Raw genomic sequence first — 25,369 nt, 5'->3', positions numbered from 1 at the left:
CGTCGGCCTCGGCGCGTGCGGTCTTCGCGGCGGTGGCGGCGTCGAGGGCGGTCCGCGAAGTGGTGGCGGCCTGCGACTGCGCAGCGCTCAGCGCCGTCTCGATCCGCGTGATCTGCGCCTGGGTCGCCTGCTCGTCGCCGCGGGCGCTCTGCACGTCCTCCCACGTCGGATAGTCCTCGGCGTGCCCGGCCACGGGGGCGGCGACGAGGAGCCCGGCCGCGAGCACGAGCGCGCTCGCCAGGCGCGCTCCGACGGCGCGCGCGTGACGCCCGCGGGCGATCGATCGTGCAGTGCTCACCCGCTCGACGCTAATCCTCCCGTGCGCGGATCGCCACCCGGGTCGCTCGCCGTCCGCCGGAGACAGAGAGGAGGGAGGACCGGACGGACCGGTCCTCCCTCCTCGCCGACGGTGTCTCAGCCGCTCTTGCGTCGGAACTCGCGCTTCATCTGCGGGGCGGCGGTCGCGTGGACGGCGGAGTCGCCGTCGAGGTGCGCCTCGCCGTTGCGATGCCGCGCGTTCTTCTTCTCGAGCGCCTCCTTGAACTTGCGCTTCATCTCCTCAGAGGGGACGGCATTGTCTTCGGTACTCATGCGCGCCAGCCTACTGTTCGCCCCGCCGCGGAGGGGAGGGCCGTCGGGCGCGCCGCGCTCCCGTGACGGCGACGTCGATCAGGAGGCCGATCCCGACCGCCAGCGCCACGGACACCACGATCGCCACCAGCGGCCCGCCCGGGACGATCGCGGCGATCGCCGCTCCGATCGCCGCCTGGTAGGCCGCCCACCCTGTCGCCGCGAGGACCACCAGTCCCAGGTACCGCGGCGGGTGGATCCGGGACGCGCCGGCGACGAGGTTGACCGCCAACCGGGCGAAGGGGACGAACCGGGCGGTGAACAGCACCGTGGCGGTCCCTCGGTCCAGGCGGCCGCGCGCCCACTCCAATGCCGCCCGGACCCGGCGCGTGCGCATCCACCGCCACCGCTCGACCCCGACGCCGCGTCCGATGAGATAGCAGGCCACGTCGCCGACGGCGGCGGCTGCCGCAGCGCAGAGGACGACCGCCCACAGCGCGGGCGAGCCGTGCGACACCGCGAGCGCGCCGAGCGCCGTCACCGCGATCTCGCCGGGCACGACGACGAAGAAGGCGTCGCCCACGACCAGCAGCGCCATGAGCGCCAGTCCCCACGGACCGGTGAGCACGGCGTCCAATCCCTCGGGAAGCACGGATCCACTGTCGTCGCGCCGGGTGAACGGAAACCAACGGGCGGATAGCCGGTGTCCGGCGCGCATGCATCCGGTGAACACTGGGCGATCCGGCCGGTTTCGCGCGTCCGGGGCGCATCCGCCCCGCCATCCTGAGACCGTGAGAGTAGCGATCGTCACCGAATCCTTCCTCCCGCACATGAACGGCGTGACCGGTTCCGTGCTGCAGATCCTCCGTCATCTGGAGCGCACGGGCCACGAGGCCCACGTGATCGCCCCGGCGGCGCGCGAGATGCCGCGACGGTCCGGACACGCCACGGTCGAGGCGATCCCCAGCATGGCGCTTCCCGGCTATCGCTCCGTCCGCGTCGGGGCGTCCACCACCCTCCGGGTGACCCGCGCGCTGGAGCGGTTCGCTCCCGACGTCGTCCACCTCGCGTCGCCGTTCGCGCTGGGATGGCGCGGCGTGCTGGCGGCGGAGCGACTCGGTGTGCCCGCCGTCGCCGCCTACCAGACCGATGTCGCGGCGTACACGGCGCGCTACGGCGTGGCTCTCACCACCGCGCTCGCCGAGGCGCACATCGCGCGCCTGCACCGCCGGGCGACCCTCACCCTCGCCCCGTCGTCCGAGTCGGCGCATCAGCTCGCGCGGCTGGGCGTGGACCGTGTGCGCCGATGGGGGCGGGGCGTCGACGCCGAGCGCTTCCATCCGTCCCGACGGCGTCCGGCCGCGCACGGGGAGATCGTGGTCGGCTACGTCGGTCGCCTCGCCCCGGAGAAGCAGGTCGAGGACCTGCGGGTGCTCTCGGGGATGCCCGGAGTCCGTCTGGTGATCGTGGGGGACGGGCCGTCCCGGCCGCGGCTGCAGGCGCTGCTCCCCGACGCCGCGTTCCTCGGGCACCTGTCGGGCACGGTTCTGGCGGAGACGATGGCCTCCTTCGACGTCTTCGTCCACCCCGGGGAGAGCGAGACGTTCGGGCAGACGCTGCAGGAGGCGCAGGCGAGCGGGGTGCCGGTGGTCGCCACGGGGCGGGGCGGGCCGCGGGATCTCGTGCGCCATGGCGTCGACGGCTGGCTCTACCGGCCGGGGGATCTCGACGATCTCCGCGGCAGGGTCTCGGATCTGGTCGCCGACGCGGGGCGGCGACGGGTCTTCGGCGACGCCGGTCGGGCCGCGGTCGAAGGGCGCTCGTGGACCGTCGTGTGCGATGAGCTGCTGGCGCACTTCGAGGAGGCGGCCGTCCTGCGCGCGGCGGACGCCTCGGCACGGGCCCCGCGCGAGCGGCGACCGGAGCTTCCGTCGCGTCGCGTCGCGGCGGCTCCGGGGTGGCGGCGCTACGTCGCCCTCGGCGACTCGCTGACCGAAGGGCTGTGCGATCCCGCCCCGGACGGCTCCCTGAGAGGCTGGGCGGACCGCATGGCGCTGCTCCTTGCGGCGCGCGGCGGTCTCCACTACGCCAACCTCGCGATCCGCTCCAAGCGGGTGGAGGACGTGTGCGACGTCCAGCTGCCGCGCGCGCGGGCGCTGAAGCCGGACCTCGTGTCGATCCTCGTCGGCGCCAACGACCTCGTGAAGCAGCGGGTCGACGTCCCGCGTCTGGCGCGCCGGCTGGAGGAGGCCGTCTCGCAGCTGCGGGCGGACGGCGCCGACGTGGTGCTGGTCACGCCGTTCCTTCCCCGACGCGCGGAGTCGGCGATCTACGCACGCCGTTTCGCGGCGTTCGCGAGCGCCCTGGGCGGGGTCGCAGAGCGCACCGGGGCGATCCTCATCGACACCGATCTCGTCCCGCAGCTCGGCGAGCGCGCGAACTGGGGGGAGGACCTGGTTCACCTGTCCTCGCGGGGGCATCGCTTCCTCGCCTATCGGGTCGGCGACGCTCTCGGGGTGCCGCACGCGGACGCGCTCGGAGCGCTGGACGAGGTCCTGCACGAGCACGAGCGGCTGACCAGGGGCCAGTGGTGGCGCAGGCACGCGCTGCCGTGGGTGTGGCGCCGCCTGCGCGGGAAGGCCGCGGGGGACGGACGCCGGGCGAAGCACGACGACTACGTGTGGCTCGGGCGCTCCGCGCAGATGCGCGAGGGGGCCGAGGTCTAGCGGGACGCCGCGGGGCGGGTCGTTCCCGTGGTCTGCGCGCGTTCGGCGAGCAGGACGGTACGGCGCGCTCCGGTGACCATCGCCGCGTCGAGGAAGGTGCCGTCCGGCAGCGCGAGCGCGCCCTCGCCGGCATCCGCCGCCTCCGCGACCCTGGCGAGCACCGCCCGGGCACGGGCGGCCTCCTCCGCATCCGGGACGAAGGCGTCCCGGATGGTGTCGAGCTGAACGGGGTGGATCGCCGCGCGGCCCAGGAAGCCCAGGGCCCGGCCCTCGGCGCAGGAGGCCGCGAGGCCCCGCAGATCCCGGGTGTGGGCGTACACCGACATCGCCGGAGAGGGCAGACCCGCGGCGCGCGCGGCCACCACGATGCGGCTGCGCGCCCAGAGCAGGGCCCTGTCGTCGGCAACGCCGAGGTCGCCGCGCAGGTCCGCCTCGCCCAGGCCGATCGATGCGACGGCGGGGTCCGCCGCAGCGATCTCGTACGCCCGCTCGACACCGAGGGCGCTCTCCACGAGCAGATGCAGGCGACGCTCGGGCAGCGCGGCCGCGAGCCGTTGGACCTGGGCGGCGGACTCCAGCTTGGGGACCCGGACCTCGACGCCCGGCGGGAGCGCGCGCACCGCGTCGAGGTCGGCATCGTGCCACGGGGATCCCTCTGCGGTGATCCGCACCTGGACCGGCCGGGCGGGCAGCTCGGCGCACAGTACCCCGAGCGTGCGCCGCGCCGCCGCCTTGCGCGACGGCGCCACCGCGTCCTCGAGATCCACGATCACGACATCGGCTCCGGACGCCCACGCCTTGCGGACCCGGTCCTCGTGATCCCCGCCGGCGTAGAGCAGCGTGAGCACGGGCGGGGCATCCTCGGGGGTCATATCGCCCCCTCCTCGCGCAGCGCCGCGATCCGTTCCGGCGAGAACCCCCGCTCCGCGAGCACCGCGTCGGTATCGGCGCCGTGCGCCCTGCCGGTGTGCGCGATGACCGCGTCGTACCCGGACAATCGGAACAGCGGGCCCTGCATCCGCAGGGGGCCGAGCTCCGGATCGGTGATCGGGTGGATCGTGCCGAGGGCCTGGAACTGCGGATCGTCGACGATGTCCGAGGCGTCGTAGATCGGTGCGACGGCGGCCTGCGCCTGCGCGAACCGTTCCACGACGTCATCGCGGTCGTGCGCGGCGATCCACGTGCCCACGGCCTCGTCCAGCTCGTCGGCGTGCGCGGCGCGTTCGACCCCGGTCGCGAACCAGGGCTGCGCGATGAGGTCGGGCCGACCCACGAGCTCCATCACCCGTTCGGCGATGGACTGGGCCGAGGTGGACACGGCGACCCACAGCCCGTCGCGCGTGCGGTAGGTGTTGCGCGGCGCGTTGTTGCTGGTGCGGTTGCCGGTGCGCGGATGCACGTCGCCGCGCTGGTCCCACCGGGTGATCTGCGGCCCGAGCATGGCCAGGATGGGCTCGATGATCGCGAGGTCGACCACCTCGCCCCGGCCGGTGCGATCGCGCGTGGACAGGGCGACCATGATCGCGAAGGCGGTGGCGAGCGAGGCCACCCCGTCGGCGAGACCGAACGGGGGCAGCGTGGGCGGTCCGTCGGGCTCCCCGGTCATGGCCGCGAACCCGCTCATCGCCTCGGCGAGGGTGCCGAAGCCGGGCCGGGACCGGTAGGGGCCGATCTGTCCGAAGCCGCTGACGCGCGCGAGGACGAGTCGCTCGTTCGCCGAGGCCAGCGTGTCGTAGTCGAGACCCCACCGCTCCAGGGTGCCGGGGCGGAAGTTCTCGATGACGACGTCCGCCTCCGCGGCCAGAGCGAGCATCACCTCCCGGCCGCCCGGCGTGGACAGGTCGGCCGTGACGGTGCGCTTGTTGCGTCCCAGCGTCTTCCACCAGAGGTTGACGCCGTCCTTGGCCACGCCGTGCGTGCGTGCGGGATCCGGGCGACGCGGGTGCTCCACCTTGACGACCTCGGCACCCAGGTCGCCGAGGTGCATCGCGGCCATCGGCCCGGCGAACAGCGTGGCCGCGTCGATCACGCGGAGACCGGCGAGAGGTCCCCGCGACGGGTCCGTCGTGACGCTCATCGCTCCTCCTCGTCCTCGTGCGGGGCCACGTTCTCGTCGAGGTCCCAGGCGCACCGGAACCCGATCGCGGTGCTGCGGCCCAGCCCGAGTCCCGGTCGCAGGAGCTTCACCGCATAGTCGGCGCTCTGTCGTCCCTGCTCCACGTACCAGCCCGAGCCCGTCGCGCCCCGATCGCTCCCGCCCTTGAGCATGACGAAGCGGGTGCGCCCGTCGCTGTGCTCGCTCTCGGTCCAGTTCCAGACGGCCGGCTCGCTGCGGCGGAACCCGGGGTCGTCGGCGGCCAGCTGCCATTCGTCCTCGGTCGGCAGGCGACCACCTCGCCAGGCGCAGTAGGCACGGGCGTCCTCCAGGTCCACGAGAACGGCAGGAGCGTCGGGATCGCCCTCGTCGCCCGCGAACCGCGTCGGCACGAGAGGCCGGTAGCCGGACTCCTCGACGAACCTCCGGAACTCCCCGGCGGTGACCTCGGTGGCGGCCACGCGCACGCGACCGGCGAGCAGGCCCTCGCGCTGCAGCGTGCGGGCGTCGTGCAGCCGAGGCGGCAGCGGCTTCCACTCGTCGACGTACGGCGCGCCCTGGTACATGCCGGTCTCCCGTGCCCGGTACCGGACGGTGAGGGCGTACGGGCCTTCGGGCAGATCGACGCCGGGGCCCGGCCCCGGGGCGTCATCGTCCCGGGGAAGAGCGGGTGGGGCGATCCGCCGCGCGGGCCGGTGCGGGAAACGGGCATCGTCGTCTCGGTCGCGTTCCGCCTCGGCGATCGCCCGCGCCAGTCCCGGCCACCAGTCCGGGGACTCGTCGTCTGCCTCGGCCACCGCCGCGATGCCGCGGCCGGGGACGGTGACGACCGGCGAGGACGCGCCGGAGAGCAGAGGTCCGGTCCATTCGTGGTCGCCGCGGTTGACCACGGTCCACAGACGGACCCCGCCCCGCTCCCAGAGCGACGCGTACACGCCGGCCTCCTCGGCCGCGTCCGACAGCGGCGCCAGCGGGGTCCAGTCGCCCTCGATCAGCAGTTCCCGCGCCGCGCGCTGGATCCGCACCATCCGGCGCACGGTCGCACTGTCGCGCGCGGACCAGCCCACCCACACGCCGAAGACGACCTCCCACACCATCACCCCGACGCCGTTGAGCCACGCGGACTGCAGCTCCTCGGAGTGGTCGCGGTGCCAGCGCCGGATGTGATGCTGCATGTGGCGTCGCTCGTACCAGTGGGCGCGCAGCACGCCGGGCACGTCCGAGTCCGCGAAGAACTGCGCCCAGGACGCGGCATGGTCCTCGATGCGTGCCACGGCGAGCTTGGACTCGCCCTCCAGCACGATCCCGGGGCGGGCCTCGTCAAGCCGGGCCACGAGTTCCGGATCCGCCTTCTTCAGGGTGTCCAGGAAGACCCCGTCGGCGCCGAGGTCGGCCACGAGCGCGGCGAGCTCGGTCGCGTCGTCCCGGCCCCGGCGGGTGCCGGTGTCCCAGGGGTTGTAGTCGACGAAGACGCGGAGCCCGGCACGATGGAGGTCCTCGACCAGGTCGGTGAGGCCGGGGACGTCGCGGTAGAAGTCCCACTGGTTGCGCTCGTCGATCCCGATCACGGGGTAGGCGTGCCAGAGGACGACCGCGTCGAGGCCGCCGAAGCGCTCCCGGGCGTCCGCGACGAAGCGCTCGGGCGTGAACCGCTGCGCCGCGAAATCGAACAGCAGCTCGTCCCAGAGCCAGACCTGCGCGACCGTGGAGCATCCGGCCGCCCAGCGCGCGTCGGGGTGCGCGTAGCGTTCGCCACGGTAGGCGTGTCGGCGGCGCGAGTCGTCGCGCCACTCGTGGAGCCTCCGTCGCCAGGCGGGCCGCTCGGCGGGGTCCGCAGGGGCGGCGAAGATCTTGGCCTCGTCCATCGCGAGCGAGGCCTCCTCGTCGAGCGGACGGGTGACGTCCACGGGCGAGGGGCGGTCGATATCGCGGGGGACGAGGGGGTCGAAGGCGTACGTCATGAGCGCTCCCCTGCCGTCTGACCCGAGGGCGAGGCGATCATGGCGAGCGTGCGGTCGACGAGGTCGTCGATGCGCTGCTCGCCGCCGGGCAGCGAGGTCGCGATCCGTCCGTCCAGGGGCGAGGCCCAGCGCGAATCGATGCCCGAGGCGCCGCGGACCGCCCCGACGACGGCGCCCACGGTCGCTCCGGCGGAGTCGGTGTCCCAGCCCGCGGTGACGGCGATGGCGATGCTGGTGCCGAGGTCGCCGCGGCCGGCCTCCAGCGCGTAGGCGATGACGGCGGCGTTGTTCAGCACGTGCACCCAGTGCAGGTGCCCGTACTCGGCGTGCAGCGCGTCGAGGGCCGCCCGGACCGCGGGCTCCGAGGCGTCCCCGTCGGCTCCCAGGGCGCGACCGCGGCGGACGGCGGCGGCAAGCGCGCTGTCCGGGGGGAGGACACGATCGGCGGCGTCGAGCACGGTCCGGACGTCGTCCGCGACGAGGGCCGCCGCACCGAGAGCCGCGGCCCACCGTGCGCCGTAGAGTCCGTTGCGGGTGTGGCTGAGCCGGGCGTCGATCCCGGCGAGGCGTGCGGCCTCGCGCACATCCCCCGGGTGGGCCCAGCCGTAGACGTCGGCGCGGATGAGGGCGCCGATCCACTCCCGGAAGGGGTTGCGGGTGGTGGCGGTGGCGGTCACCGGCACGGCGTCCAGGAGGTTCCGGTACGCCGCGCGCTCCGCCGTGAACACCCGCCCGGCGGGCAGCGCGTCCAGCCAGGACCGGGCGACGTCCTCGGTCTCCAGCGCGGCGCCGTGCGCCTCCAGCATGCCGAGCGCGAGCAGTGCGTAGTTGAGGTCGTCGTCCTCCGGCATGCCGTGGATGTTCTCCTCCAGCGACGTGGGCGCGCTGCGGCGGTTCCACGGCCAGCGGGCGGCGACATCGTCCGGCAGGCCGACGGCAGTGAACCACCGGTCCAGCGGCCAGCGCCCGGTCGTGCGGAGGATCTCCTCGATCCCCTCGCGCGGGATCTTCTCCACCGGCTTGCCGAGAAGGCATCCCGCGGCCCGTCCGGTCCAGGCGCCGGCGACCCGGTCCCGCAGGACGTCGGCCTCCGGGACCGACGGCAGGGCGAGCGGGTCAGGCAGGAGAGCGGCGATGCCGCCGTCGTCCTGGGGCTCGGCGGGATCGATCGGGACGGGCCGCGCGTCGAGCTCTGCGAGGAGCGCCCGCGCGAGCCTGCGCAGCTCATCCGAGGCGGGGACGGGCCCCGCTCCGCTCACGGCCGGGGCGGGGTCGCCGCCCGCAGCGACCCATCGTTCGCGGATGTCGGCGACCTCGCGGCCCTCGCGGGCGGACTGCACCAGCTCGTGGGGGAGGAGGTCCTCCGGCTGCGCCCAGGTGAGCCTCACGCCTGCCCCCATTCCTCGAGGGCGCGAGCGCGACGATCGGCGCGGGCGCGGTCGTCGGCGAGGATGTCGCGCGCGGCGGAGGCCATGAGGACCCCGGTCGCGCGGATGTCCATGCGGCTGGCCTCCTCGATGGGGTCCAGCCATTCGTCGGGCACGACCGCGGTCCCGCCGAGACCTGCGCAGATCGCCCCGGCCATGACGGCGATCGAGTCGGCGTCCCGTCCGTAGTTGACGGCGCCGAGCACGGCGCCGCGGAAGTCGCCGCGGTGCGCGAGCACGAAGGCCAGCGCCGCGGGCAGCTCCTCGATCGAGCGCGTGCGGGAGGGACGACGCGCGTCCATCGCCATCTGCCGGTAGGCGTCGCCGACCGAGTCGAAGGGGGCGACCACGTCCCGCACGCGGGCGCCCAGCGCTCGTTCCGCGGCGGCGTCCTGAGGGCGGTGCTCGCCGGAGCCGAACACGTCGACGACCGCGCGGAGCGCCGCCGCGGTGCCGTCGTGCGCGAGCGAGAGCCCGGCGCCGACGACGTCGTCCAGCACGGCGCCGGGGGCGATCGCGGCGGCGACCATGGCGGCGAACACGCCCGCGGCCTCCCTGCCGTAGCTGGACTGGTGGGCCCCGGCGACGTCGATCGCCTCGGCATAGGCGGCGGCGGGGTCCCCGGCGTTGGCGAGGCCGACGGGCGCGATGTACATCGCTGCGCCGCAGTTGACGATGTTGCCCACGCCCGCTTCGCGCGGATCCACGTGACCGTAGTGGAGGCGGGCGACGATCCACTTCTCGGCGAGGAACACGCGCTGCAGCAGCAGGGCGGTCGACTCCAGCTCGGGGATCCACCGCGGCTCGCCGATCATGAGCGGCACGAGGTCCTCGGCCACGGCGTACGCGTCGAGATGCGCGCGGCGCTTGGCGTAGACCTCCACCAGCGCCCTGGTCATCAGGGTGTCGTCCGTGACGTGCCCGTCGCCCTTGTGATAGGGCGCGATCGGTCGGGCATCGCGCCAGTTCTCGAACCACGGTCCGACGATGCCGGTCACCCGGCCTCCGTGGCGTTCCTCGATCTGCTCGGGTGTCCACCCCTCCACGGCGCCGCCGAGGGCGTCGCCCACCGCGGCACCCGTGATGACGGCGACCGATCGGTCCTCGAGCCAGTCCATCAGTTCTCCCTGCTGCTCTCATCGGCGCGGATGGCGCCGTCGACCCGTCCGGGTCTGGTCGGCCGGGCCGGGCGGCCCGGCCGACCTCGGTTCACTTCGTGATCTGATCCCAGCCGTCGGTCAGGTCCTTCTCCAGCTGTGCCGCGTCGATCTCCTGCGCGAGGAACTTCTGGTAGGCGGGCGTGGCGACCGTGTCCTTCCACTGCGCAAAGGCGTCGGCGAACAGGTAGGGCGCCGAGGCCATGTGCTGGCCCGATGCGAGGATGCGATCCCAGCCGGACTCCGCGCCCAGCTCGTCCGCCATCGCCTGCTGCGCCGACGTCGTCGCCGGGATCAGCGCATCGGCCTTGTTCAGCGCGGCGAGGTTGTCCGCGGCGGTGAAGTACTCGATGAACTCTGCGGCCTCCTGCACGTGCTCGGAGTCGATGTTCACCGACAGCGTCTGCGGGTTCGCCGCCTGGTCCGGACCCTCGGGGCCCTCCAGCGGGGGCAGCACCACCCAGTCGAAGCCCTCCGGCGCGTCCTTGGCGATGTTGGCCGCCTGGAAGGAGCCCTGGACGGTCATCGCGACCTGCCCGGCGTAGAACGACGCGAGCACCTCGGAGCCGGACTGGGTGAGACTGACGGGGAGGATCGAGTTGTCCTGGTGGGCCATCTCGTCCACGAGAACCGGCAGCGCCATCTCGCCCTCGCCGACCACGATGGACGCGTCCGCACCGGAGCCCTCGAAGTACTCCCCGCCGAACTGCGGGGCCATGGCCATGAACGCGGCGGTGGGGCTCTTCAGCCCCCATCCGAGCCCGTACGCCCCGTCCTTGGTCGTCGCCCGGGCGATCTCGCGCAGCTCGTCCCAGGTCATGGTGTCGCCGGAGGGGATCTGGACTCCGGCCGCATCCAGGAGCGTCTTGTTCGCGAAGACCATGTACGACTGCAGCTCCGTCGGGTACGCGACGACGGCGTCGTCCACGGTCACGGCGTCGAGCACACCCTCGGGGATGTCCTTGCGTCGCTCGTCGGACATGTGCTCGCCGAGATCGGCGAGATAGCCGTCGCGGGCGAAGGGCACGATGCCCGCCGCCTCGTAGTGGATGATGTCCGGCGCGGCACCGCCGTTGAACTGGGTGATGAGCTTGTCGTAGATCCCGTCCCAGCCGGCCTGGACGATCTCGACCTGGACCTCGGGATTGTCCGTGTTCCAGGAGTCGACGATCTCCTCGGTAGCGGCGATGGCTGCCGGCTGATCCGACAGGGACTGGAACGTCAGCGTGACCGGTCCGTCGGAGTCGGGCTCGGCCGACGAGCAGCCCGCCAGGGCCAGAGCGCTGATCGCGAGGCATGCGGCGATGGATGCACCACGGGTGTTCATGAGCGTTTCCTTTCGGGGTTTCGTGGGGTACGGCGTTCTCGTCAGCCCTTGACCGCGCCGGCCATCAGGCCGCCGACGAGCTTGCGCTGCATGATCGAGAAGAAGACGATGCTGGGGATCGCGGCCAGGACCGCGCCGGCGGCGAGCGGGCCGAGCGCGACCTTGCCCTCGCCTCCGATGAACATCTGCAGGGTGATCGGCAGCGTGTAGTTCTCCGGAGACTGGAGCAGCACCAGGGCGAAGAAGAACTCGTTCCAGGACGACACGAACGAGAACATGGCGGTGGCGACCACTCCGGGCGCGAGCAGCGGGAACACGATGCGTCGCAGCACGTCCAGCCGGCTGGCGCCGTCCATCGATCCCGCCTCCTCCAGCTCCAGCGGGATGGCCGCGACGTAGCCCTGCAGCATCCACAGTGCGAACGGCAGCGTGTACGTCGTGTGCACGAGGGTCAGGCCCACCAGGCTGTCGGTCAGCCCGATGGAGCGGAGGATCAGGAACAGCGGGAGGATGATGAGGATCACCGGGAAGACCTGGCTCACCAGGATCCATGCCACGCCGGTGACCCGGATGCGGCCCTTGATGCGCGCCAGCACGTAGGACGCGGGGAGGGCGATGAGCACGACCAGGGCGGTCGAGGCCAGGGCGACCACGGCGCTGTTGCCGGCTGAGCGGATGAGTCCCTGCTTGGACAGCGCCTGGCCGTAGTTGTCGAACGCCCAGTCCCGGGGGATGAGGCTCACGGTCAGCGAGTTCAGCTCGCCGGACGACTTCAGCGATGCGGAGATGAGCCACAGCAACGGGAAGCCGAGGAAGACGATGTACAGCACCAGTGCCGCGTACTGACCGGTGCGGGCGAGGATCCTCACGATCAGCTCTCCTTCTCGGCGCGGAACTGCGAGCGCAGGAACAGGGCCAGGAGGGCCACCACGACGACCACGAGGACGACGCCCATCGCGGCGGCGTAGCCGATGTTGCGGTTCTTGAAGGCCTCCAGGTAGGTGAAGAGCATCGGCAGCATGGTCCTCCCGCCGGGTCCGCCCTCGGTCAGGACGTAGACGAGCGAGAACGAGTTGAAGTTCCAGATGAAGTTCAGCGACGTGATCGAGACGATGATGGGGCGCAGGCTCGGCAGCGTCACGGTGGCGAACCGCCGCCATGACCCTGCGCCGTCCACCGATGCCGCTTCGTAGAGCTCGGACGGGACCTGCTGGAGGCCGGCGAGCAGGGTCACGGTGGTCTGCGGCATCCCGACCCAGACCCCGACGATCACGACGGCCGGGAGGGCGAGCGAGAAGCTGCCCAGCCAGTTCGTGTCATCGGGGAGCCCCAGCGCCCCGAGGAACGCATTGAGGGGGCCGGCGTTGGGGGAGTAGATCATCCGCCACATGATCGCGACGACGACCGGGGGCATCGCCCACGGGATCAGAGCGAGGACCCGCGTCAGGCCCTGGAAGCGCAGGTCGGAGTTCAGCAGCAGCGCCAGCCCCATGGCGGCGACCAGTTGCAGCAGCGTGACCGACACCGCCCACACCATGCCGATGCGGAACGACTCCCAGAAGAAGCCGTTGCCCGCCAGGCGGAGGAAGTTGTCGATTCCCACGAACGTGTACTCCGGACGACGGACCAGCCGCGCGTCGGTGAACGCGAGAGCGATCCCGACCACGAGCGGCGCGACGCTCAGGACGAGGATCGGCAGCAGCGACGGCATCACGAGCGCGATGGCCTCGCGGCGGCGGGCCCGTTCCATGCCGGTGATCCGGCGGGGGGACCGACGAGTCCTGACGGGCGGATCGGTCGTCGCGGTCGGGGTCATCGGGCCTCCTCGCTCGATGCGGGCTCGGGCGCGCCGGTGGATTCGCGGGCACGCAGTTCGGGGGCGACGCGGATCTGGGCGGCCGTCCGGACGGCCGGGCGCTCCGGGTCCACGAGCTCGCGCACCAGCTCCGCGGCGGCGAGGCCGCGCTGGGTCGTCCCGAGCGAGACGCTCGTGATGCTGGGCTGGAAGACGCGGCCGAACTCGGTGTCGTCGAGTCCGGTCACGGCGAGGTCCTCGGGGACCGAGAGCCCCAGCCTCCGGGCGGCCCGGATCGCTCCGATCGCCAGCAGGTCGTTCGCCGCGACGACGGCGTCGGGGAGCGATCCGGCGTCCCGGCTCCGCTCCAGCAGCGCACTCGTGGCCGCGAGGCCCGCGGCGACGGTGAAGTCCTCGGCGACCACGACCTCGCCCCGCTCGGCGCCGAAGCCCTCGACGGTGGCGGTGTCGAAGCCGCGCTGGCGGGCCTCGCCGGGCGTGGTGTCCAGGGGGCCGTTCACGAAGGCGATCCGACGGCGTCCGATCCCCACGAGATGGCGGACGGCCATGCCGATCGCCTCGGCGGAGTCGGTCGACACGGAGTCGATTCCCGCGTCCGCGAGCGAGCGTCCGATCACGACGATCGGCACCGGGGCGTCGCGGATCTCCTGCACGAGGGCGTCGTCGGTGCGCAGCGGCGCGATGATCATCGCATCGACGATGCCCGTGCTGAGACTGCGGATGAGGTCGGCGCTGCTGCGCGCGGTCGGTCCTGTCCCCATCACGACGACGCGGTAGCCGTGCGGCTCCAGTGCCGAGTGGATCGCCGACAGCATCTCGACGTACACCGGGTTGCCGATGTCGGCCACCGCGAAGGCGATCTGCTGGGTGCGCTTCATCCGCAGCGATCGGCCGCTCGCGTCGGGGCGGTACCCGAGCTCGTCCGCGGCCGCGCGCACGCGCTCGACCATCACGTCGCTGGCGCCGCCGCCGTGCAGCGCGCGGGAGGCCGACCCCAAGGAGACCCCGGCGCGCTCGGCCACCTCCACGAGCGTGACCCGTGTGGGCTTCTCGGTCATGCCGGTTCCTCCGTCTGCGCTGATCGGCCGATTCCGGAAACGTTTCCAAACTCGATCAGATGAATCTTGGAAACGTTTCCAAAAAGGACCATAGCAGGAAGGCGGTGACGGCGCCAGATCGTTCCGCCCGGCGGCCTGTGGGGCCGGAGCGGCCTGCTGCTAGGCTGGACGAGGATTCCTCTGCGGAATCCACAACTGAACAGGGCTCTCTCGCCACGAGGGAGCCTTCACGGAGCGGGTCGGCAGGAAGCTGGTCCCCTGTGGTGGACTCCCCGGCGGGTGATCGTCGGGTGGCCTTCCACTGGTGGCCAGCGCAGGCGGATGACGCGGGTCCTTCCCGTGCGCCCATATCTGCCCGTCTCCGCTCCTTCGAGATGCTCGCACTCCACACGGGAGGGCGAGTCTAAACAAAGAAGGAGAGACCTCTTGGAAGGTCCTGAAATCACCGCCACGGAGGCCGTGCTCGACAACGGCCGCTTCGGCACCCGTACGATCCGTTTCGAGACGGGTCGCCTCGCCCAGCAGGCGCAGGGCGCGGTCGCCGCCTATCTGGACGAGGAGACGATGCTCCTGTCCGCCACGAGCGCGGGCAAGCACCCGCGTGAGGGCTTCGACTTCTTCCCGCTCACCGTCGACGTCGAGGAGCGCTCCTACGCGGCGGGCAAGATCCCCGGATCGTTCTTCCGTCGCGAGGGCCGTCCCTCGACCGAGGCGATCCTCGTCTGCCGTCTGATCGACCGTCCGCTGCGCCCGTCGTTCGTCGACGGCCTGCGCAACGAGGTCCAGATCGTTATCACGGTCCTCTCGATTGCGCCGGGCGAGTTCTACGACGCGCTCGCGATCAACGCCGCCTCGGCGTCCACGCAGATCTCTGGTCTGCCGTTCTCCGGTCCGATCGCGGGTGTGCGCCTGGCGCTCATCCCGGGTCACGGCGACACCGCCGACCAGTGGATCGCGTTCCCGACCGCCGCGCAGCTCGAGGAGGCCGTGTTCGACCTCGTCGTCGCCGGCCGCGTCGTGACCAAGGCCGACGGCTCGAAGGACGTCGCGATCATGATGGTCGAGGCCGAGGCGACCGAGGGCAGCTGGAACCTCATCAAGGGCGGCGCGACCAAGCCCAGCGAGTCCGTCGTCGCCGAGGGTCTCGAGGCGGCCAAGCCGTTCCTCATGCAGCTCGTCGAGGCGCAGGCGAAGCTCGCCGAGACGGCCTCGAAGGAGCCGGGCGTCTACCCGGTCTTCCTTCCGTACGAGCAGGCGACCTACGACTTCGTGTCCGAGCGCGCCCTCGCCGAGCTGAACGACGTCTATCAGATCGCCGACAAGCAGGAGCGCCAGAACGCCGACGACGCGATCAAGGACCGCGTCAAGGGCGAGCTGACCGCCGCTGTCGAGGCCGGGGATCTGCCCGAGTCCGCGCTGGGCGAGTTCTCGGCGGCGTACAAGTCCGTCACCAAGAAGATCGTCCGGGGGCGCATCCTCACCGAGGGCGTCCGCATCGACGGCCGGGGCCTGGCGGACATCCGTCCGCTCGACGCCGAGGTGCAGGTGATCCCTCGCGTGCACGGATCCGCGATCTTCCAGCGCGGCGAGACCCAGATCCTGGGCGTGACCACGCTGAACATGCTCAAGATGGAGCAGCAGATCGACTCGCTCTCGCCCACGACGAGCAAGCGGTACATGCACCACTACAACTTCCCGCCCTACTCGACCGGTGAGACCGGCCGCGTCGGGTCGCCGAAGCGTCGCGAGATCGGGCACGGCTTCCTCGCCGAGCGCGCCCTCGTGCCGGTGCTGCCCAGCCGTGAGGAGTTCCCGTACGCCATCCGCCAGGTCTCCGAGGCGCTCGGGTCGAACGGGTCGACCTCGATGGGCTCGGTCTGCGCGTCCACCCTGTCGCTGCTGAACGCGGGTGTGCCGCTGCGCGCGCCGGTCGCCGGCATCGCGATGGGCCTGGTCTCCGACGAGGTCGACGGTGAGACCCGCTACGCGGCCCTCACCGACATCCTCGGGGCCGAGGACGCCCTGGGCGACATGGACTTCAAGGTCGCGGGCACGAGCGAGTTCGTCACGGCGATCCAGCTCGACACGAAGCTCGACGGCATCCCCTCGGAGGTGCTCGCCGGCGCGCTGACGCAGGCCAAGGAGGCGCGCCTCACGATCCTCGGCGTGCTGAACGCCGCGATCGACGCTCCCGACGAGATGGCGCCGACGGCGCCGCGCGTGATCAGCGTGCAGATCCCGGTCGACAAGATCGGCGAGCTGATCGGTCCGAAGGGCAAGACGATCAACGCGATCCAGGACGAGACCGGCGCGCAGATCTCCATCGAGGAGGACGGCACCGTCTACATCGGCGCGACCGACGGCCCCTCGGCCGAGGCGGCCCGTGCCCAGGTGAACGCGATCGCCAACCCCACCAACCCTGAGGTCGGCGAGCAGTTCCTCGGCACGGTCGTGAAGATCGCGACCTTCGGCGCGTTCATCTCGCTGCTGCCGGGCAAGGACGGCCTGCTGCACGTCACGGAGGTGCGCAAGCTCGCCGGCGGCAAGCGCGTCGAGAACGTCGAGGACGTGCTGGGCGTCGGGCAGAAGATCCTCGTGCGCATCACGAAGATCGACGACCGCGGGAAGCTGTCGCTCGAGCCGGTGCTCGACGACGCCCCCGCCGAGGGCGAGGCCGCCGCGGAGGCGCCGTCCGAGGACTGAGTCGTCGGAAAGGCCCGTGTTGTCCCCCGAACGGGGGACAACACGGGCCTTTCGTCGTTGTTGTGACCGAAACGTTATGGGAAGTTCGCCTGCCGTTGGCCGCAATGAACGGGAGTGTCCGATGCCTCCCCTACGCTCGGAAGTGCGCACCGGGGGGTGCGCGACAAGCGCAGCATCGCATTCGGGGGTGAACGCATGCGTCTCTTCAGTGTCGGCACCGGCAGCGCCACCGAGCGCCCGGCCGCGGAGGAGAGCGCAGCGATGGTCCACCCGTCGGCGCCGATCCCCGTGATCGGCCCCGGGATCGGCGAAGCCGTGCGCGTACCGCTGGGGGAAGGCGGACTGCAGGTCTTCCCGCTCATGCTGGGCGGAGCGGAGTTCGGGTGGAACACCGACACCGCGAGCAGCGAGGCCATCCTGGATCGGTACGCCGAGATCGGCGGCAACGCGGTGCACACGGCGGACAGCTTCGCCGCGGGGCGCAGCGAGCACATCATCGGACGCTGGCTGCGCACGCGGGGGCGCCGGGACCGGACGGTCCTCGCCGTGCGCGTCGGGGCGCACCCGGACAACCCCGGTCTGGGCTCGGTCAACCTCGTGCGCGCCGTCGAGGCATCACTGACACGGCTCGGCGTCGAGCGCATCGACGTGCTGTACCTCGACGCGAGCCAGGACGACGGCAGCCCGCTGGAGGACACCCTCGCGACGGCGGAATGGCTCGTCGACGCGGGCAAGGTCGGCACGCTGGGCGCGTTCGGATTCTCCGCAGAGAGACTCGTCGAGGCGCGGATCCTCTCGTCCGCGGGCTATCCGCGCATCGAGGCGATCGACGAGCCGTACAACATGCTGCGACGAACCGTCTTCGAAGGCGACCTCCGGCTGGTCGCCGGTGCACAGGGCCTCGCCGTCACCCCGTCGCATGCCCTGGAGCACGGGTTCCTGTCCGGGCGGCACCGGTCGAAGGCGGACGCGCGTCATGGGGTGCGTGGCATGCAACTGCGCAGCAACATCAACCGCCGGGGAATCAAGGTGCTGCGCGCCCTGGATCTCACCGCAGAGGAACTGCAGGTGCCCGTCGCCGCGGTGTCGATCGCGTGGCTGCTGGCCCAGCGGACCGTCGTGGCGCCGATCGTCAATGCCTTCTCGATCCAGCACGTCGACGAGATCGTGCAGGGCGTGGGCGTGGCCCTGAGCCGTGCCCAGCTGGCGGAGCTGGCGCGCGCCGCCAGCTGAGGGCGGAAGAGCGTCTCATCCCGAAACCCTCCGGAGCCGCCGAGGGCGGGTGACGTAGGCTGGAAGGGCTCCGACAGAACCGTCGGCGACGAAGCGAGCGGTTGTGACGCATTACATCTACCTGGTCAGACACGGTGAACATCAGGACGCCGAGCACGGCGTCGATGACGGACCCCTTTCGCCCCGCGGGCGGAGGCAGGCCGAGCTGATCGCAGACCGGCTTTCGGGGCTTCCGCTGGACGCGGTCTGGCATTCGCCGCTGCTGCGGGCGGCCGAGACCGCGCGCGCGATCGCCGAGCGCCTCCCCGCCGTGACCGCGCAGCCGTCCGCGCTGCTCTTCGACTGCGTGCCCACGGGGATGACCGAGGACACCCCGGCCGCGTTCGAGCCGTTCTTCGGATCGGTCACGGAGGCGGAGATCGAAGCCGGGCGCGCGCAGATGGGCGACGCGGTGAGCGAGTTCCTCGTGCGCAAGCAGGGAGACGTCCACGAGGTCCTCATCACCCACAACTTCGTCATCTCCTGGCTCGTCCGCGAGGTGCTCGAAGCCCCGGAGTGGCGCTGGATGACGCTGAACCAGGCGCACTGCGGCCTCACGGTCATCTCGCAGAAGCAGGGGCGACCGTGGAGCCTGGTCGCCCACAACGACCTCAGCCACCTGCCGTTCGAACTGCGCACCGGAATGCCCGATCCGCTTCCGGTCTGAGCCGGACGGCGTCGGTCGCCGGGGGCGACCGTGCTCAGCGCCGGGCGAGGACGAACCCCTGGGCGTGGCGTTCTTCGCCGTGTGCGGCGCGGTGCGCGGTGACGATCACCGTGAACCCGCGCTGCCCGAGCATGCGTGCGATCTCTGTCGGCTCGTGCAGTACGCCGTGCAGCGTGAGCGGATGACCGTAGGCGCGTCCGTCCACGACCCGCTCGCCGGCACCCGCCTGGAATCCGAGCAGCAGCGCGCCACCCGGCCGGAGCACCCGGCCGAACTCGTCCAGGATCGCCCCGACCTCGTCGCGGGTGCTGTGGATGATCGCGTACCAGCAGAGCACGCCACGAGTCGTCTGCGGGTCGAGGGGAAGGGCGGCGAGGTCCGCCACCTCCACGGGGAGGCCGGGGTGCGAGGCGCGGGCGTGGGCGACCATCTCGGGGGAGAGGTCGAGGCCGTGCAGGGGAGCGACCCCCTGCGCCGAGAGGTGCGTGAGCATCCGCCCGGTGCCGCACCCCGCGTCGAGCACCGGGGCGTCGTCGTCGGGTAGCGCATCGACGAACTCCGTGAGCATCGCCTGCTCCAGCGGGCGCTCGTATCGGAGGTCGGGCAGGAGCGACGCGTACTCCTCGGCCACCGTGTCATAGAAGGCGCGCGTGGCCGCGTGTCGATCAGTGCTCATCGCCGACCAGGTCCTTGCGATACCACCGCGTCGCGTTCGGATTGTCGTTGTACGCCGGGATCTCGACGAAGCCGGTGCGCAGATAGAGGTGGCCTGCCGAGGCGAGCGTGTGGTGCGTGTCGAGGACCAGCGCGGTCGCTTCCCATGCGCGCGCCCGCCGTTCCAGCTCCTCGAGCAGGTGCCTTCCCCACCCGCGGCCGCGGGTCTCCGGACGAAGGAAGACGTGCTTGACCTCGTAGACGCGTCCTTCCAGGTGCTCCAGCAGGCGGATGCCGCCGCAGCCGACCACGCCGCCGTCGTGCTCCGCGAGCAGCAGCACCCCGACGGGCTCGGTGAAGGCGGACGGCGAGGGCGTGGCGGGGGAGTACGTGCCGCCGGGGAACTCCGCGGCGCGCATCGCGAAGTACGCGGACAGGATCTCCTGGGCGTCGGGATCCTCGGGGGAAGCAGGACGGAACACGAGCATGCCTCGACGGTACGCCGCGCGGCGGGGGCCTCCGGCGTGCCGCGCTGAATAGAATCGAGACATGACCACGCGCGTCGCCCTGGTGGGCGGGACCGGCAAGCTCGGGGCGATCATCCGCTCGGTGATCGACGAGCAGGACGGCTTCGACGTGCACGCCGTCCTGACCTCGCGCAGCGATCTCGGCGAGCTCGACGGGGCGGATCTCGTCGTCGACGCCTCCACTCCGGCGGTGAGCGTGGATGTCGTCCGTGCCGCCGTGGAGCGGGGGGTCAACGTGCTCGTCGGAACCTCCGGCTGGTCGCAGGAGCGCATCGCGCTGGTCCGCCCGCTGGTCGAGGCCGCGGGCACCGGCGCGGTGTTCATCCCGAACTTCTCGGTGGGCTCGGTCCTCGGCTCGGCGCTCGCCGCGATCGCCGCGCCCTTCTTCGGGTCGGCGGAGATCATCGAGGCCCACCGCCACACGAAGATCGACTCCCCGAGCGGCACCGCCGTCCGCACCGCGGAGCTCATCGCCGAGGCCCGGGCCGGGCAGGGTCCCGTCGACGCGCCGCACGTGGACCAGCGTGCCCGCGGGCAGCAGGTCGCCGGGGTGCCGATCCACTCCCTGCGGCGTCCCGGTGTGATGGCCGAGCAGCAGGTCATCCTCTCCGGCCCCGGCGAATCGCTCACCATCCGGCATGACACGGTCGACTCCGCGGAGGCGTACGCGCCGGGGATCCGGCTCGCCCTCCCGTACGCGCGGGACGCGCGCGGCGTGATCGTGGGGCTCGAGCGCATCATCGACCTGGGGATCGTCCCGAGCGCATGACCGACCGGATCGCGGTCCTCGGGCCCCGGGAACGGTGGGATCAGCCGTTCACTGCGCAGCGCAACGGCTCGCCGCGCAGTGCCCGACCTGCCTCCTCTGCGGCGAGCCGCTGCAGGTTTCGAAGGGACGTCTCGGAGTAGAACGCCGCGTGCGGGGTGAGGAGGGTGCGGGGTGCCGTTCGAAGCGCGTGGCCATGCTCCAAGGGCTCTCTCTCAAAGACGTCGAGTCCGAGCCCCCCAAGGCGTCCGGAGGAGACGGCTTCCGCAGCGGCCACTGTGTCCACCAGGGCTCCACGGGCCGTATTCACGAGGATCGCCGTCCTCTTCATCCGTGCGATCGCGTCGGCATCGATGAGGTGCGTCGTCTCGCGCGTGAGCGGGGCATGCACCGAGATCACGTCGGCGCGGGCGAGTAGCTCCTCGATGCCCACGAGACGGATGCCCTCGGCGGCGAGGATGCCTGCGTCGGCATAGGGGTCGTACGCGATGACGCTCGAGCCGAAGGCGCGGATGCGGGCGGCGACCTTGCGGCCGATCTGTCCGGTGCCGACGAGGCCGTAGGTGAGGTCCGACAGCGCCGGGATCGCGCCGATAGCGGTGGCACCGACCCAGCCGTCGGGTGATCCGGTGATCTCGCGATGGTAGTCGACCACACGGCGGAGGACGGCCAAGGCGAGGGCGATTGTGTGATCGGCCACCGTGTCGGCGCCGTAGTCGGGGACGTTGCATACGCGGATGCCTCGCCGGGTCGCGGCATCGACATCGATTGTGTCGACACCGATGCCGTATCGGATCACGACGGCATCCGGGGCGAGGCCGGCCAGCACGCGATCGGTGATCTCGGCGAACGTCAGCAGGACGACGTCGGCACCGGTCGTCACAGCGGCGACGTCGTCTTCTGCCGTGGCGTTCCGTCCGTCGACGATCTCCGCTCCTGACGAGGCGGCAGCGGTCTCCTCGTGCGTCAGCGAGGGGAAAGAGTGATCCGTGACGACGATACGGCGGGCTCTCATTCCGCGCTCCTTCCTTGAGCGAGGTCGGCGACGAAGGCGCGTCGCGTCGCGCCGACGTCCAACGACGCGGTCACGAAGGTGAAGCCCTGGTCTCGCCGTTGGCGCGCGGTCACGCCGTCGCCCGCGTGGATCGCCGGGATCCTTCGGTGGCGACGGGCCGTGTCGAGGACGAGCGCGATCGCTTCGGTGGTGCGCGGGCCTTCGGGACCGGGCTGAGAGCCGACGGCGAAGGCGAGATCGCTCGGGCCGACGTAGAGCCCATCGACGCCGTCGACGGCGGCGATCTGGTCCACGGCGGAGAGCCCCTCCGCGGTCTCGATCATGGCGAACAGCAGGGGGCGTGTGTCGCCCCCGGTCGGGTCTCCCGTCATCAGAGCGTTGGCCGCGCCCCACGAGCGCCTCCCGCCGACATCCGGGTATCTCAACGATGCGACGGCCCGTTCGGCGTCGGCCGCTGAGGACACGAGCGGGACGATGACGGCCTCGACCCCCGAGTCCGCCACGGCCCCGATCTGCGTGAAATCGTTCTCCGCGACGCGGGCGACGACCATGGCGCCGCCGCCCGAGCGGATGGCGTCGGACAGGGGCACGACATCCCCGATCCGTGCGAAGCCGTGCTGCAGATCGATCCCCACGTAGTCGTAGCCGGCTGCCGAGGCCATGCGGGCGAGTTCCGTGCTGGCTGTCATCATCCACATGCCATAGAAAGGCCGTCCGGAGCGGGCCGCATGGAGAAGTGATGGACGGAAGTGGGCCATGCCGGGTTCCTTTCCCGTGGACGCGGGGCTCGCGTTAACCGTTAACGGTTAACCGTTAGCCATGTGGGAGGATTACACCATGGGTGCAGCCAAACACCAAGGACCCGGGCGGGGGATGGCGCTGCGGAACGAGCCCCTGGGGGATCAGGTCGCACGCGTTCTGCGGCGGCAGATCCTCTCCGGAGAGCGGCGCCCGGGCGACCTGTTGATCGAGAAGTCGCTTTCCGAGGAGTTCGGTACCAGTCGCGGTCCCGTCCGTGACGCGCTCGCTCAGCTCGCCGAGGACGACCTCATCGCCGCCTCCGGCCGCAGCTATCGAATTCTGGAGGTGACCGGCGCCGACATCGAGGAGATCTACGATCTCAGGTTCCTGCTGGAGCGCCACGCCCTTGCCAGGGCTGCGCGGACCGGTGCGGACCTACGGCTGGCCCGCGAGGCGATCGCGCAGATGGACCGGGCGGCGACCCGCTCCGACGGGACCGCATTCGGGCTCGCGGACCTGGCTTTCCATCGTGCGTTCCCGCACGCGCTCGGCCAGCGTCGGCTGCTTTCCGCCTGGCTCGCCTTCGAGCGCACACTTCGCACGCTCATGGAAGTGAATCCCCATCCGATGTTCGATTCCGCACGCGCAGTGGATCTGCACCGAGAGTTGCTGCGGGCGGTCGAGGAAGGCGATCCGGTCTGGGAGGAGTTGCTCCGAGCGCACCTGGACGAGGCGCGCGATCGGTTCGTCGCCCGCTATGCGAGTGAGGCAGCGCAGACGCCGTGACCTATGCGGTGGTCTCCGTCGCGACGGCGGCTGACGTGCGGCGTCCCGCCTAGAATCGAGGGATGAGCTCCCGCATCGGGGTGGCCCTGATGGCCGCCTGCCTCCTGCTCTACATCGTGCTGGTCGGGCAGCGGGCGATCGCGCTCTTCGTGTCGGGGCAGCCGGTGGGGGTCCTCATGGGCGTGGCTCTCGTCGTGCTGCCGCTGATCGGGCTGTGGGCGCTGGTGCGCGAGCTCCAGTTCGGGTTCTCCGCCGACCGGCTCACCCGTACGCTGCGTGCCGAGGGGACGCTCCCGGACGACGACGTGCACATGCTGCCCAGCGGACGGGTCGTGAAGGCGGAGGCCTCGGGGCTCGTGCAGCGGTACGAGAGCGAGGCGTCCGCGGCGCCGCAGGACTGGCGGGCGCGGCTGCGTCTCGGCATCGTGCAGGATCTGGCGGGCGACCGCAAGGCGGCCCGTGCGAGCGTGCGCGCCGCGATCCGGATGGAGCGCTCCGCCCGCTGATCGTGCTCCCCTCGCATCGAGTGGTCAGTTTCTGTGGGTCGGCGACGCGCGAACCCACAGAAACTGACCACTCGATGAGGGAGGTCAGGCGAGGGTGGCCTCGAGGGTGATCTCGATGCCGGACAGTGCCTGGGACACCGGGCAGCCGGCCTTGGCCTCCTCGGCGAGGCGCTGGAACGTCTCGGCGTCCAGCCCCGGGACGGAGGCGTTGACGTTGAGGTGGCTGCCCGTGATGCCGGTGCCCGGCTTGAAGGTGACCGACGCGGTCGTGTCCACGCGCTCCGGAGGCGTGCCGTTGCCGGCCAGCGCGTGCGACAGGGCCATGCTGAAGCAGGACGAGTGGGCTGCCGCGATCAGCTCCTCGGGGGTCGTGGTGGTCTCCGAGCCCTCGGAGCGGGCCTTCCAGTCGAGGGGGAAGGTGCCGAGGTGGGACGAGGAGAACGAGACGGTGCCCGACCCCTCCGTGAGGCTTCCGGTCCAGGTGGCTGCGGCTTCGCTCGTGACAGGCATGACGGTTCCTCCGGTTCGGGGACAGATGTGCTGTCAGCCTAGCGATCAGGCAGCGGCCGAGGAACCTCCGGTGCGGCGCCCCAGGACCCCTGCGCGCTGCAGGAGCAGGTACAGCTGGCAGCCGAGGCAGAGCCCGAAGACGGCGTTGAGGAACGCGGCGACGAAGGCCGCGGCGGTCGCGACGGGCAGCGCCCACGGAACCCCGAGCAGGTGCAGCGCCAGACCGACGGCCACGACGACGAGCCCCACCCCCTGGGCGAATCGCGGCGGGCGAGGATCCTCGAGGTCGGCCGGGGGAGACAGCCGCGGACGGACGGCGGCGCGGAACAGCAGTGCCCACGGCTGCGTGCGGGGCGAGATCAGGCTCCAGGCGAACAGGAGCGCCACGACGAGCGCGAGGACGAAGCCGGGCTCGGTCGCGCGGTCCGTCCACGGAACCGTCGGGACGAAGGTCGCATCGGCGAGGGGCTGGTAGGCGAACCATCCGAACGACGCTTCGGCGGGCGTTGATGCGTCGGCCATGGCCAGCGCGGTCGCGACGAGCAGCAGCGCGGAGGTGATCGCGGCGGCGAAGCGCGGTCCGCGGGGGTCGATGCCGTCGGGGACGGTCATGCCGCCCTCCTTTCCTTCGCCGTCGGCGCGGGGGCCGGCGTCAGCTCGTCGATGGCGGCGAGGACCTCGGCGGGGCGGGGGACGCCGTGGAAGCGGGAGCGCACCGTGCCGTCCGGGTCGAGCAGGAACGTCGTCGGGGTCGACAGGATGCCGTGATGGGAGGCGAGATCCGCGCGGTGGGTCAGGTCGACCTCGGTGCGCACGACGCCCTCCCGCTGCGCGGCCACACCGTCGAGCACGCGGCGCGCCTGCGGGCACCGCGCGCAGAGCTCGGTGCTGAACTGGACCAGCGTCGCCCGGTCGCCGAGTCCGCCGGGGGCGAGCTCCGCGGCGTCCGTGGCGCGACGATCCCCGCGGACGTCTCTGCGGCGTCCGTCGCGGCGTCGTGCGAGCAGACCGATCGCCACCGTCACCGCGAGCAGGGCCCCGATGACGACGAGGACGAGCGGGAGGGACATGCGTCGAGGGTACGC

The 25,369-nt window shown here is 71.8% G+C and carries 25 protein-coding genes and 1 pseudogene; 7 read left to right on the top strand and 19 right to left on the bottom strand.

Going from position 1 to position 25,369, the window contains the following annotated elements; all coding sequences use genetic code 11:
* The 3 genes and pseudogenes from MR1_RS05155 to MR1_RS05150 form a co-directional block, all read right to left on the bottom strand.
* Positions 1-298: pseudogene (locus tag MR1_RS05155) on the bottom strand (hypothetical protein); the annotation flags it as partial.
* Positions 299-414: 116 nt separating this feature from the next.
* Positions 415-591: a DUF5302 domain-containing protein gene (locus MR1_RS19995; protein ID WP_169797652.1), complete on the bottom strand. Its 177-nt coding sequence runs from the start codon at positions 589-591 to the stop codon at positions 415-417.
* A gap of 10 nt (positions 592-601) precedes the next feature.
* Positions 602-1,222, bottom strand: a complete 621-nt coding sequence (locus MR1_RS05150) for a DedA family protein (RefSeq protein ID WP_067243641.1) — start codon at positions 1,220-1,222, stop codon at positions 602-604.
* Between the two features lie 139 nt (positions 1,223-1,361).
* Between MR1_RS05150 and MR1_RS05145 the strand changes: the two genes are divergently transcribed.
* The gene (locus tag MR1_RS05145) at positions 1,362-3,296 is read left to right on the top strand and encodes a GDSL-type esterase/lipase family protein (protein ID WP_067243639.1); all 1,935 of its coding nucleotides are present in this window, start codon (positions 1,362-1,364) and stop codon (positions 3,294-3,296) included.
* Here the strand turns inward: MR1_RS05145 and MR1_RS05140 are convergent.
* From MR1_RS05140 to MR1_RS05100, 9 genes are all read right to left on the bottom strand, one after another.
* Entirely contained in the window at positions 3,293-4,168 is an 876-nt protein-coding gene (locus tag MR1_RS05140; RefSeq protein ID WP_067243637.1) for an HpcH/HpaI aldolase/citrate lyase family protein, read from the bottom strand. The two genes, MR1_RS05145 and MR1_RS05140, sit on opposite strands and share 4 nt — an antisense overlap.
* The gene (locus MR1_RS05135) at positions 4,165-5,373 is read right to left on the bottom strand and encodes a CaiB/BaiF CoA transferase family protein (RefSeq protein ID WP_067243635.1); all 1,209 of its coding nucleotides are present in this window, start codon (positions 5,371-5,373) and stop codon (positions 4,165-4,167) included. Before MR1_RS05135 ends, MR1_RS05140 begins: the two co-directional genes overlap by 4 nt.
* Positions 5,370-7,352: an SUMF1/EgtB/PvdO family nonheme iron enzyme gene (locus tag MR1_RS05130; RefSeq protein ID WP_067243632.1), complete on the bottom strand. Its 1,983-nt coding sequence runs from the start codon at positions 7,350-7,352 to the stop codon at positions 5,370-5,372. The genes MR1_RS05135 and MR1_RS05130 overlap by 4 nt, the downstream gene beginning before the upstream one ends.
* Positions 7,349-8,740: an ADP-ribosylglycohydrolase family protein gene (locus tag MR1_RS05125; RefSeq protein ID WP_067243630.1), complete on the bottom strand. Its 1,392-nt coding sequence runs from the start codon at positions 8,738-8,740 to the stop codon at positions 7,349-7,351. Before MR1_RS05125 ends, MR1_RS05130 begins: the two co-directional genes overlap by 4 nt.
* Entirely contained in the window at positions 8,737-9,897 is a 1,161-nt protein-coding gene (locus MR1_RS05120; protein WP_067243628.1) for an ADP-ribosylglycohydrolase family protein, read from the bottom strand. The genes MR1_RS05125 and MR1_RS05120 overlap by 4 nt, the downstream gene beginning before the upstream one ends.
* Before the next feature lie 91 nt (positions 9,898-9,988).
* Complete coding sequence (locus MR1_RS05115; protein ID WP_067243626.1) at positions 9,989-11,263, bottom strand: ABC transporter substrate-binding protein; 1,275 nt, start codon at positions 11,261-11,263, stop codon at positions 9,989-9,991.
* 41 nt (positions 11,264-11,304) lie between these two features.
* Positions 11,305-12,132, bottom strand: coding sequence for a carbohydrate ABC transporter permease (locus MR1_RS05110; RefSeq protein ID WP_067243624.1), 828 nt, complete (start codon positions 12,130-12,132; stop codon positions 11,305-11,307).
* A 2-nt stretch (positions 12,133-12,134) separates the two neighbouring features.
* Complete coding sequence (locus MR1_RS05105; RefSeq protein ID WP_255218096.1) at positions 12,135-13,013, bottom strand: carbohydrate ABC transporter permease; 879 nt, start codon at positions 13,011-13,013, stop codon at positions 12,135-12,137.
* Positions 13,014-13,075: 62 nt separating this feature from the next.
* Positions 13,076-14,137: a LacI family DNA-binding transcriptional regulator gene (locus MR1_RS05100; RefSeq protein ID WP_067243620.1), complete on the bottom strand. Its 1,062-nt coding sequence runs from the start codon at positions 14,135-14,137 to the stop codon at positions 13,076-13,078.
* Between the two features lie 426 nt (positions 14,138-14,563).
* Here MR1_RS05100 and MR1_RS05095 point away from each other — a divergent pair, with 426 nt between their 5' ends.
* The 3 genes from MR1_RS05095 (at position 14,564) to MR1_RS05085 (ending at position 18,779) form a co-directional block, all read left to right on the top strand.
* Positions 14,564-16,840 (top strand): polyribonucleotide nucleotidyltransferase, encoded by a 2,277-nt coding sequence (locus tag MR1_RS05095; protein ID WP_067243618.1) that lies wholly within the window; start codon positions 14,564-14,566, stop codon positions 16,838-16,840.
* 195 nt (positions 16,841-17,035) lie between these two features.
* Entirely contained in the window at positions 17,036-18,073 is a 1,038-nt protein-coding gene (locus MR1_RS05090) for an aldo/keto reductase (protein WP_067243656.1), read from the top strand.
* Positions 18,074-18,176: 103 nt separating this feature from the next.
* Positions 18,177-18,779 (top strand): histidine phosphatase family protein, encoded by a 603-nt coding sequence (locus tag MR1_RS05085; protein WP_067243616.1) that lies wholly within the window; start codon positions 18,177-18,179, stop codon positions 18,777-18,779.
* Between the two features lie 34 nt (positions 18,780-18,813).
* Here the strand turns inward: MR1_RS05085 and MR1_RS05080 are convergent, their stop codons facing one another.
* Together MR1_RS05080 and MR1_RS05075 are read right to left on the bottom strand one after the other, a co-directional pair.
* Entirely contained in the window at positions 18,814-19,455 is a 642-nt protein-coding gene (locus MR1_RS05080) for a class I SAM-dependent DNA methyltransferase (RefSeq protein ID WP_067243613.1), read from the bottom strand.
* Positions 19,445-19,921: a GNAT family N-acetyltransferase gene (locus MR1_RS05075; RefSeq protein WP_067243611.1), complete on the bottom strand. Its 477-nt coding sequence runs from the start codon at positions 19,919-19,921 to the stop codon at positions 19,445-19,447. Before MR1_RS05075 ends, MR1_RS05080 begins: the two co-directional genes overlap by 11 nt.
* Positions 19,922-19,982: 61 nt before the next feature.
* Between MR1_RS05075 and dapB the strand changes: the two genes are divergently transcribed.
* A complete protein-coding gene (gene dapB, locus MR1_RS05070) occupies positions 19,983-20,729 on the top strand; it encodes a 4-hydroxy-tetrahydrodipicolinate reductase (RefSeq protein WP_067243608.1) in 747 nt (248 codons plus the stop codon).
* 40 nt (positions 20,730-20,769) lie between these two features.
* On the opposite strand, the gene MR1_RS05065 is transcribed toward dapB, so the two are convergent.
* Both MR1_RS05065 and MR1_RS05060 read right to left on the bottom strand, forming a co-directional pair.
* Positions 20,770-21,741: a C-terminal binding protein gene (locus tag MR1_RS05065; RefSeq protein WP_067243605.1), complete on the bottom strand. Its 972-nt coding sequence runs from the start codon at positions 21,739-21,741 to the stop codon at positions 20,770-20,772.
* Positions 21,738-22,433: an HpcH/HpaI aldolase family protein gene (locus tag MR1_RS05060; protein WP_255218095.1), complete on the bottom strand. Its 696-nt coding sequence runs from the start codon at positions 22,431-22,433 to the stop codon at positions 21,738-21,740. Before MR1_RS05060 ends, MR1_RS05065 begins: the two co-directional genes overlap by 4 nt.
* Positions 22,434-22,614: 181 nt before the next feature.
* Here MR1_RS05060 and MR1_RS05055 point away from each other — a divergent pair, with 181 nt between their 5' ends.
* Complete coding sequence (locus MR1_RS05055) at positions 22,615-23,268, top strand: GntR family transcriptional regulator (protein ID WP_067243600.1); 654 nt, start codon at positions 22,615-22,617, stop codon at positions 23,266-23,268.
* A 62-nt stretch (positions 23,269-23,330) separates the two neighbouring features.
* Positions 23,331-23,774: a hypothetical protein gene (locus tag MR1_RS05050; protein WP_067243598.1), complete on the top strand. Its 444-nt coding sequence runs from the start codon at positions 23,331-23,333 to the stop codon at positions 23,772-23,774.
* Positions 23,775-23,858: 84 nt separating this feature from the next.
* On the opposite strand, the gene MR1_RS05045 is transcribed toward MR1_RS05050, so the two are convergent.
* From MR1_RS05045 to MR1_RS05035, 3 genes are read right to left on the bottom strand one after another with little or no spacing between them, the layout of a single operon-like run.
* Positions 23,859-24,284: an OsmC family peroxiredoxin gene (locus tag MR1_RS05045; protein WP_067243596.1), complete on the bottom strand. Its 426-nt coding sequence runs from the start codon at positions 24,282-24,284 to the stop codon at positions 23,859-23,861.
* 45 nt (positions 24,285-24,329) lie between these two features.
* Entirely contained in the window at positions 24,330-24,896 is a 567-nt protein-coding gene (locus MR1_RS05040; RefSeq protein WP_067243593.1) for a DUF4395 domain-containing protein, read from the bottom strand.
* Complete coding sequence (locus tag MR1_RS05035) at positions 24,893-25,354, bottom strand: TlpA family protein disulfide reductase (RefSeq protein ID WP_067243654.1); 462 nt, start codon at positions 25,352-25,354, stop codon at positions 24,893-24,895. Before MR1_RS05035 ends, MR1_RS05040 begins: the two co-directional genes overlap by 4 nt.
* Positions 25,355-25,369: the final 15 nt, after the last annotated feature.

The sequence above is a fragment of the Microbacterium resistens NBRC 103078 genome (assembly GCF_001552355.1).
Taxonomy (GTDB): Bacteria; Actinomycetota; Actinomycetes; order Actinomycetales; family Microbacteriaceae; genus Microbacterium; species Microbacterium resistens.
Note: the sequence above shows the minus strand (reverse complement) of the source record. Positions and strands in the feature narration are given on the sequence as shown.